The sequence below is a fragment of the Terrabacter sp. P5_B1 genome (assembly GCF_056400505.1).
The window spans coordinates 1-7,848 of the sequence record NZ_JBFULD010000199.1; the positions used below are offsets into that span (position 1 = coordinate 1).

7 protein-coding genes are annotated in these 7,848 nt (G+C 71.7%); 1 reads left to right on the forward strand and 6 read right to left on the reverse strand.

Annotated elements, in window-relative coordinates; genetic code table 11:
- From AC1DP0_RS14350 to AC1DP0_RS14370, 5 genes are all read right to left on the reverse strand, one after another.
- Positions 1–472, reverse strand: a 472-nt coding sequence (locus tag AC1DP0_RS14350; RefSeq protein WP_478085225.1) for a hypothetical protein, incomplete at its 3' end; no start/stop codon positions are given.
- Positions 473–542: 70 nt separating this feature from the next.
- A complete protein-coding gene (locus AC1DP0_RS14355) occupies positions 543–1,181 on the reverse strand; it encodes a GNAT family N-acetyltransferase (protein WP_478085226.1) in 639 nt (212 codons plus the stop codon).
- A 69-nt stretch (positions 1,182–1,250) separates the two neighbouring features.
- Entirely contained in the window at positions 1,251–1,745 is a 495-nt protein-coding gene (locus AC1DP0_RS14360) for a MogA/MoaB family molybdenum cofactor biosynthesis protein (RefSeq protein ID WP_478085227.1), read from the reverse strand.
- Positions 1,738–2,244 (reverse strand): cyclic pyranopterin monophosphate synthase MoaC, encoded by a 507-nt coding sequence (gene moaC, locus AC1DP0_RS14365; RefSeq protein WP_478085228.1) that lies wholly within the window; start codon positions 2,242–2,244, stop codon positions 1,738–1,740. The genes AC1DP0_RS14360 and moaC overlap by 8 nt, the downstream gene beginning before the upstream one ends.
- Positions 2,244–4,886, reverse strand: coding sequence for a UTP--glucose-1-phosphate uridylyltransferase (locus tag AC1DP0_RS14370; RefSeq protein ID WP_478085229.1), 2,643 nt, complete (start codon positions 4,884–4,886; stop codon positions 2,244–2,246). The genes moaC and AC1DP0_RS14370 overlap by 1 nt, the downstream gene beginning before the upstream one ends.
- On the opposite strand from AC1DP0_RS14370, the gene AC1DP0_RS14375 reads away from it, so the two are divergent.
- Positions 4,885–5,547 (forward strand): 5-formyltetrahydrofolate cyclo-ligase, encoded by a 663-nt coding sequence (locus AC1DP0_RS14375; RefSeq protein ID WP_478085230.1) that lies wholly within the window; start codon positions 4,885–4,887, stop codon positions 5,545–5,547. The two genes, AC1DP0_RS14370 and AC1DP0_RS14375, sit on opposite strands and share 2 nt — an antisense overlap.
- Before the next feature lie 40 nt (positions 5,548–5,587).
- On the opposite strand, the gene AC1DP0_RS14380 is transcribed toward AC1DP0_RS14375, so the two are convergent.
- Positions 5,588–7,848 (reverse strand): penicillin acylase family protein (locus tag AC1DP0_RS14380; protein ID WP_478085231.1); only part of this gene is annotated, 2,261 nt, incomplete at its 5' end.

The following is a 7,848-nucleotide window of genomic DNA, read 5'->3' on the forward strand; positions in this document are numbered from 1 at the left end:
GGGCCGGGGCGTGACCCGCGGCACCCGCGGGACGCCCGGGGCGGGGCTGGGCCCCGCGGCTCGTCTGGCGCGCTGACTCGGGCATGCGGTCCACCTCGGCGGCGTTGGGGGCGTGGTCGGTGTAGCGGTGGTCGCCGCGTCCGCCCGACGGAAGCGAGGCCGTCACGACCCGCTCCCCGCGGCGGGCGACGAGCGGCGAGGGTCGGCGCCCGCTGCCCGCGGGGACGGCCCGCTTGACGTCGACGGTGGGGCGGCCGACGCCGGCGGGCTTGACGGCATACGAGTGGGGGCGGGGCGTGCTGAGCTCGGTGGCCGGCAGCACGGGCCGCTTCTCGAGAACCCGCATGGCCTCGGTGAAGCCGTCGACGGAACGCGTGGCGGCCGCATCCTCGCGGCGACGGGCCCAGTGCTGGACGAGATAGGCCGCCCAGATCGCCACGATGACGACGAAGATGAGGCTGCTGACGGGCACGTGCCCAACGGTAGGACGCAGTTCGGTAACGGCCTCGGACATTCGTGGCGTGTCGCCCGAGAGGCTGGTGTTACTGCTGTGACAGCCGGGTCATGAGGGTCGATCCGGACAGATCCTCGGTCGTCACCGCGAAGCTCCGGTGGTCCCGCCAGGCACCGTCGATGTGCAGGAAGCGCTTTCGGACTCCTTCGTCGCGCAGGCCGAGACGTTCGACGACCCGCAGCGACGGCACGTTGTCGAGGCGGATGTTGACCTCCACTCGGTGCAGCCCGCCCGCGCCCAGGGCGTGGTCGACGGCGAGCGCGAGCGCGCGGGTCGCGATGCCCTGCCCGGTCACGGACTCGTCGAGCCAGTAGCCGGCCGCACCGGACTGCTGGGCGGCCCTCACGATGCCGAACAGGTGGACCTGACCGACGATGCGGCCGCCGACGTCGATGCACCACGGCATCGCCCGGTCGGCGCGGGCCTCGGAGTCGAGGTCGCGGACGAACTGCCGGAAGGACACCGGCCTGCGAGCGGGCGAGCCCGGCGGGAGCGTCGGCTCCCACGGCCGGACGTATGCCGCGTTGTCCCGTCGCACGCGCTGCCAGTCCCGCTCGTCGTCGACGCGCAGCGGGCGCAGCACGAGCGCCGGCTCGAAGGACACGTCGCGCAGGACGACGGGCCACGGGGCCCTGCCGTCGCGGAGCGGACGCCACGGCATCCTCATCGGCGTGAGCCGAAGGGTGCTCGCACAGCATCCGTCCGCACGTGCCGCAGTGGTCCCCGTGCCCTCACGTCAGTGGTCACTGCCGGGGATCTGGTCGAGGGCGTGTCCCAGGACCGGCTCCAGCACGTCGAGCGCGTCCGACACGCCGCCGCGTGACCCCGGGAGGTTCGCGACGAGGGTGCGCCCGGCCAGTCCGACGAGGCCTCGGGAGAGCATGGCCGTCGGGACGCCCTTGGCGACACCGGCCGCGCGGATCGCCTCGGCCACCCCCGGCACCAGACGGTCGATCAGGGGCATCGTCTGCTCGGGTGTCGCGTCGGTCGGGGTGAGGCCGGTGCCTCCGGTCGTCAGCACGAGATCGGGCTCGCTGGCGAGGACCTCGCGCAGAGCCATCCCGAAGTCGTCCCCGTCGGCCACGACGACGGGCGAGCCCACCTTGAAGCCCCAGAGCTTGAGCCGACGCACGATGACCGGCCCGGACGTGTCCTTGTAGACGCCGGCCGCGGCGCGCGTCGAGACCGTGACGACGACGGCTCGGCGGCCCGCCCCCACATCCTCACTCATGCCAGTCCCCCGAACGGCCGCCGGACTTGGCCGTCACCCGCACGTCGGTGATGCGGCCGTGCTTGTCGACGGCCTTGACCATGTCGATGAGGGCGAGCGCGGCGACGGACACCGCCGTCAGGGCCTCCATCTCGATGCCGGTGCGGTCCGCGGTGCGCACCGTCGCCGTGATGTCGGCGCCGTCGTCGGCCACGGTGACGTCGACCTCGACACCGTGGACCGCGATCGGATGGGCGAGCGGGATGAGCTCGGGCGTGCGCTTGACCGCCTGGATGCCGGCGATGCGGGCCACCGCGAGGGCGTCACCCTTGGGGACACGTCCCGACCGCAGGGCCGACACGGCGTCGGCGCTGAGCAGCACCCGTCCGGCCGCACTGGCCTGGCGCGCGGTCACGGCCTTGGCCGACACGTCGACCATGTGTGCGCTGCCATCGGCGCGGACGTGGGTCAGACCAGATGTCAGGCCGGGGGCCTCACGCGGCTGCTCGCCCTCGGACATCAGGCGTCCTTGTCGAGGACGAGGACGTCGACGACCTCGCCGGCGACGAGCTCGGTGACGTCCTCGGGCACCACGAAGAGGGCGTTGGCACGCGAGAGGTCGGCGACGAAGTGCGACCCCTGACCCGCCACCGGGGCGGCGACGAGCGTGCCCTCAGTCGAGCGGGACACCACGGCCCGGCCGAACTGCCGCCGGCCGGCGAAGGACTCGACCCCCGAGATGAGCGTGGCTGGGCGCATGCGGCGCTTCTCCGGTGTCAGCCGCATGAGCCGACGCAACGCCGGACGCACGAAGACCTCGAACGAGACGAAGGACGAGACGGGGTTGCCCGGCAGGGCGAAGAGCGGGACCTGCCTGCCGTCGGGACCGGCCAGCAGGCCGAAGCCCTGCGGCTTGCCGGGCTGCATCGCGACCCTGACGAACTCGACACCCTTCCCACGCAGCGCGCCCTTGACGACGTCGAAGGCACCCATCGACACACCGCCACTGGTGATGACGACGTCGGCCTCGGTGACGATCTCGTCCAGCGCGGCGAGCAGCTCCTCCTCCGAGTCGCCGACGGCGGCGCGGATCTCGGCTGACGCGCCGGCACCGACGGCTGCCGCCCAGAGCATCGCCGAGTTCGAGTCGTGGATCTGGCCGGGTCCCAGCGGCTGGCCCGGCTGGACGAGCTCGGAACCCGTCGAGAGCACGACGACGTGCGGCCGACGGTGCACCTCGACGCCGGCGTGCCCGCAGGCCGCCAGCAGGGCGATGGTCCGGGCGCCGACGACCTCGCCGGCGGCGACGATGGTCGAGCCCGAGGCGACGTCCTCGCCACACGGCCTGACGTAACGGCCGGGCGACACGGCCGCGCGACACTCCACCTCACCCGTGGCGGCACCGTCCGTGTCCTCGACGGCGATGACCGCGTCCGCCCCCTCGGGGATCGGGGCACCGGTCATGATCCTGGCGGCCTCTCCCGGCCCGACCGAGAAGCTCGGGTCGTCCCCGGCCGCGATCTCGCCGACGATCCGCAGCCGCACCGGCGCCTCGCCGGTGCCGGCGAGCGACTCGGAGCGGACGGCATACCCGTCCATCGACGAGTTGTCGAAGCCCGGGAGGTCGATCTTCGAGCGGACGTCCCGCGCCACGGCGAGGCCGAGGGCCTCGGTGAGCGGCGTCCACACGGTCGGCGACGGCTCGAGTGTCGACAGGATCGCCCTGAGGTGCTCGTCGACGGTGCGCAGGCCGCCCGACGTCGAGGCGGGTGTGGTTGCCGGCCCGGGCAGCTCGCCGAGCACGGCATCGTCGAGGACGCGACGGGAGCCGTCGATGAGGACCTCGCCGATGCAGCGAACGTTCCGACCGAAGACGGGGTCACCGATGACGCGCAGGCTCGTGCAGTCCCGCATCGACGGCACGCCCTTGGGGAAGCGCTTCTCGAAGCCGGACACGAAGCGGTAGGCCGAGTCGAGGTCGACGAACGGTTCGGGCCCGTCGACGGCCGCGACGACGTGGTAGTCGTCGTCGAGCGAGAAGAAGTCGGACCGGATGACGAGCAGGTCGTTCGTCGTCTTGACCGGCCGGAAGCGCGTGCGCGGGACGAGGATCGCCTCCGAGCCCTCGAACACCTCGATCGCCGTGCCCATCGCCGACTCCATCTGGATGATCTCGGGCGAGCTGGGGTCGGCCGGGTCGACGTTCTTGCGGTTGACGATGATCGGCAGGCCGAGGACGCCCTGCTTGGCCGTCATGCGCTCGCGCAGGACCTCCAGGTCGATCCAGAGGTTGTTGGCGTTGAAGGTGCTGTGTCGCTTGATGTCGCGGAAGAAGCGCTCCTCGCCCTCGGCGACCATGGCCGTGTCGCGCAGCACGATGCGGCCGTCGGACTTGCGCACCGCGAGGTGGCCGCCCTTGCGGTCGCTCTTGGTGCGGCGGCACACCTCGGCGACGTACGGCAGGCCTTGCTCGACCATCCAGGCCGCGACGTCGGGGTCGCACGTGGCGCCGAGGTTGTCGGAGTTGGAGAGGAACGCGTAGCGGATCCCCTTCTCGAGCAGGGCATCGAGCACGCCCGACGTGACGAGGGAGACGTAGATGTCGCCGTGACCTGGCGGGCACCACTCGAGCTCGGGGTCCTTCGGCCACTGCACCGGCATCAGACCGTCGGGGCACAGCTTGGGCTCGGCGTTCTGGATGAAGTCGAGCGGCAGCCCCTCGACCGGCAGGTCGGGGTACTTGGCGAGGATGTCGAGCGACTCCTGCGACGTGCGGAAGGAGTTCATCAGCACGAGCGGCAGCTCGACACCCCACCGCTTGCGCAGCGCGAGCACCTGCAGCGCGATGATGTCGAGGAAGGTCAGGCCGTCCCTGACCTCGAGCGCGGACTTCGCCCCGGTCATGCCCATGCCGGTGCCGAGGCCGCCGTTCAGCTTGATGACCGCGGTCTTCGCCAGGGCCGCGCGGACCTCCTCGTCGCTGACCTTCACCTCACCCAGGGTCTGGATGTCGCCGAGGGGCTCGATGGAGTCCTCCGAGATCGTCCCCTGCGCCCCGGCCTGCAGCTGCTCGAAGTAGTGGGTGAAGACACGAATGGCCTCGGGTCCCAGGCCACGCCGGCTCATCAGGTCGACGGAAGCGTTCAGGGCCTGGTCAGTCATGGCCTCACCTTACGATGGCGTCCATGCACGTCTGGGCGGTCTCGGCAACTGGTTCGCCGTGACGACGCCCTCCAAGCGTGACCTGCGTCACGCGGCTCGGGCCCGCCGGCGTGAGCTCGCGCGCCGGATGGACGCCGCCGCACCGGCCCTGATCGCCGACGCCGTGCTGCGGTTCGTGCCCGATCCCGGCCGGGTGGCCGTCTACGAGTCGCTGCCGGACGAGCCGCCCACCGGCCGCCTCGTCGAGGCGCTGCTGGGGGCGGGCCACGAGGTCATCGTGCCCGTCGTGCTCGACGACTTCACGCTCGAGTGGAGGTATGCCGTCCCGGGCACCGAGGGCGACGACGCCACCGTGCGCCGCCCGAGCCACGGTGGGCACCAGCCGGACCCGCACGAGCGGGACGGCTGGCTCGGCACCGACGCCCTCGCCACGTGCGACCTCGTCGTGACACCCGGACTCGCCGTCGACCTCCACGGCACACGCCTCGGGCAGGGTGGCGGCTGCTACGACCGCGCCCTGCTCCATCGCGACCCCTCCGTGCCGGTCATCACGCTGTTGCACGAGGGTGAGCAGAGCGACGTCGACCTGCCTGCCGACGCCCATGACGTGCCCGTCGACGGGTTCGTGACGACCACCGGACGCGTGGTGCGCCTGCGCTGAGAGGGCCAGCACCCGGCATACGCGCTCGTGACGGGTGACCTCAGGGAGCCGCGGACGGCGACGGCGGCACGAGGGTCAGCTCCTCGTCGGTCGCGTCGCGCACCGCCGCCGGGCTGAAYGGCCACGCGAAGGTCTCGTTGGCAGCCCACGCGTCGACCTGGTCGGAGTAGTGGTCGTCGTAGGCGTGACCGGACTGACCGGTGGAGTTGACCCACCGGGAGGCGTCGAGGTTGCCCAGGTCGACGATCATGCGCATCGACGGGCCGGTGGTCACGCCATAGCCGGGCTTCGAGGCGTTCCAGGAGGTGGCGTCGACGATGGAGTTGCCACCGCCGAGCTCGATGCCGTTGCGGTCGAAGAAGTTCTGGATGACCGTGGGCACCCCGTCGGTGCCCATCACCTGGTGCTTGAGGTCGAGCTGGTGCAGGCGACCCCACCGCCACGTCGCGGGGACCTTGCCGAGCTCCCGCGCGAGGTCGAGACGGGCCTCGACGAGCGCCCGCTTGAGGATCTCGCCGGAGCCCTCGGTGACACCCGGGGTCGTCTTGTCGTCCCACCAGTCGTTCTTCGGGTCCTTGAGCAGCTGCTCCATGACGACCATCCACCGGCTGCCGCCGTCGGGCGCGATGTCGGGCGGGAGCTCGTCGAAGGTGTACTGGAGGAGGTACTTCCACACGGCGTTGTAGTACGCCGCGGACGCCGCATCGCGGGACTTGTCGTTGGGCTGGCTGCCGTCCCAGTCGCGCAGCAGACGCTGGGCCTGGGCGGTGAAGTCGTCGACCTGCACGGCGAGCAGCCGCTCGACGAGGCCGGGGGCGTACGTGTTGCGGGTGTCACCCTGGATCTGCGACATCGTCGCCGCCGAGACCTTCGGGGTCGAGGCGAGCAGCGTGCGGATGCGCTGGGCCCGGAAGCCGTAGTCCCACTCCGAGGTGAGGAACGGGGTGGGGCTCGCCGTGACGGCCTGGTTGGCCGTGACGATGAAGCCCTCGGTGGGGTCGAAGGAGTTCGGCAACTCGTCGAACGGGACGTAGCCCTTCCAGTCCCACTGCGAGTCCCAGCCGGGAGCGGGCCAGAAGCCGGGAGGCGCCCCCGGCGTCGCGGACGGCCGGATCGGGATCTTGCCGGGCGCCTGGTAGCCGATGTGGCCGGCCGTGTCGGCATAGACGAGATTCTGTGAGGGCACCGAGAAGAGGGCGGCCGCCTTGCGGAAGTCGGACCAGTTCGTGGCGCGGTCGAGGGCGAAGATCGCGTCGGCCGTCGTGCCCGGGGTCAGGGCAGTCCACGCGAGCGACACGGCGTACCGGTTGGTCTGGGGCGCGCCCCGCACGACGCTGCGGTCACCGGCCTCGTCGATCGCCGGGACGACGTCGGAGAGGATCGGCCCGTGCACCGTGGAGCGCACCGTCAGGGGCACGTCGGCGCCACCGGCGACCTTGATGACCTCCTGGCGCTGCACGAGCCGCTGGCTGCCCCGGTCACGCAGGTACGAGTCCCCGGAGACCTGCTCGAGGTAGAAGTCGGTGACGTCGGGGCTGAGGTTGGTCATCCCCCACGCGACCTTGTCGTTGTGGCCGATGACGACACCGGGCAGGCCCGAGAACGTGAAGCCCGAGACACGGAACGGGCACGCGGCGCTCAGCGTGCGGCACTGGAGGTTGACCTGTCCCCAGATGCCGGGGATCGCCAGGCCGAGGTGCGGGTCGTTGGCAAGCAGCGGCTTGCCCGTCGTCGTGCGAGCACCCGACACGACCCACGAGTTGGAGCCGATGCCGTCGCCGCGGCCGAGAGTGGCCGGGACCGCGTCGACCGAGGCGAGGGCCGAGTCGACGGCAGCGCCCCCCGTCGCGGTGCGCATCGCCGTCAGGGCCGCCGGCGCGGGGCTCGCGGCCTGGTCGGTCTGCGCCGACGCCGGCTGCCAGTCCTGCGGGGAGAGGATCGGCTGGTTGCGGTCGACGGGATAGGGCGGGTAGAGCAGGTTCACCTGCTTGACCGACCGCGTGGTGCGCGACAGGCGGGCCCGGGCCAGCTCGTCCTTGTAGTCGCCACGCAGGTCCCACGCCAGGGCCTTGAGCCAGGCGAGCGAGTCGACGGGCGTCCACGGCTCGACGCGGTAGCCGGGGTTGCGGCGCGCGAGCACGGTGTACTCCAGCGACATCTTCTCCGGCGACCCGGCCTTCTTGATGTACGCGTTGACGCCGTCGGCATACGCCTGGAGGTACTGACGGGTCTCGGGCGCGAGGGTGGGCAGCTCCCGCTCCGCGACGCGACGCCAGCCCATCGTGCGGATGACCTTGTCAC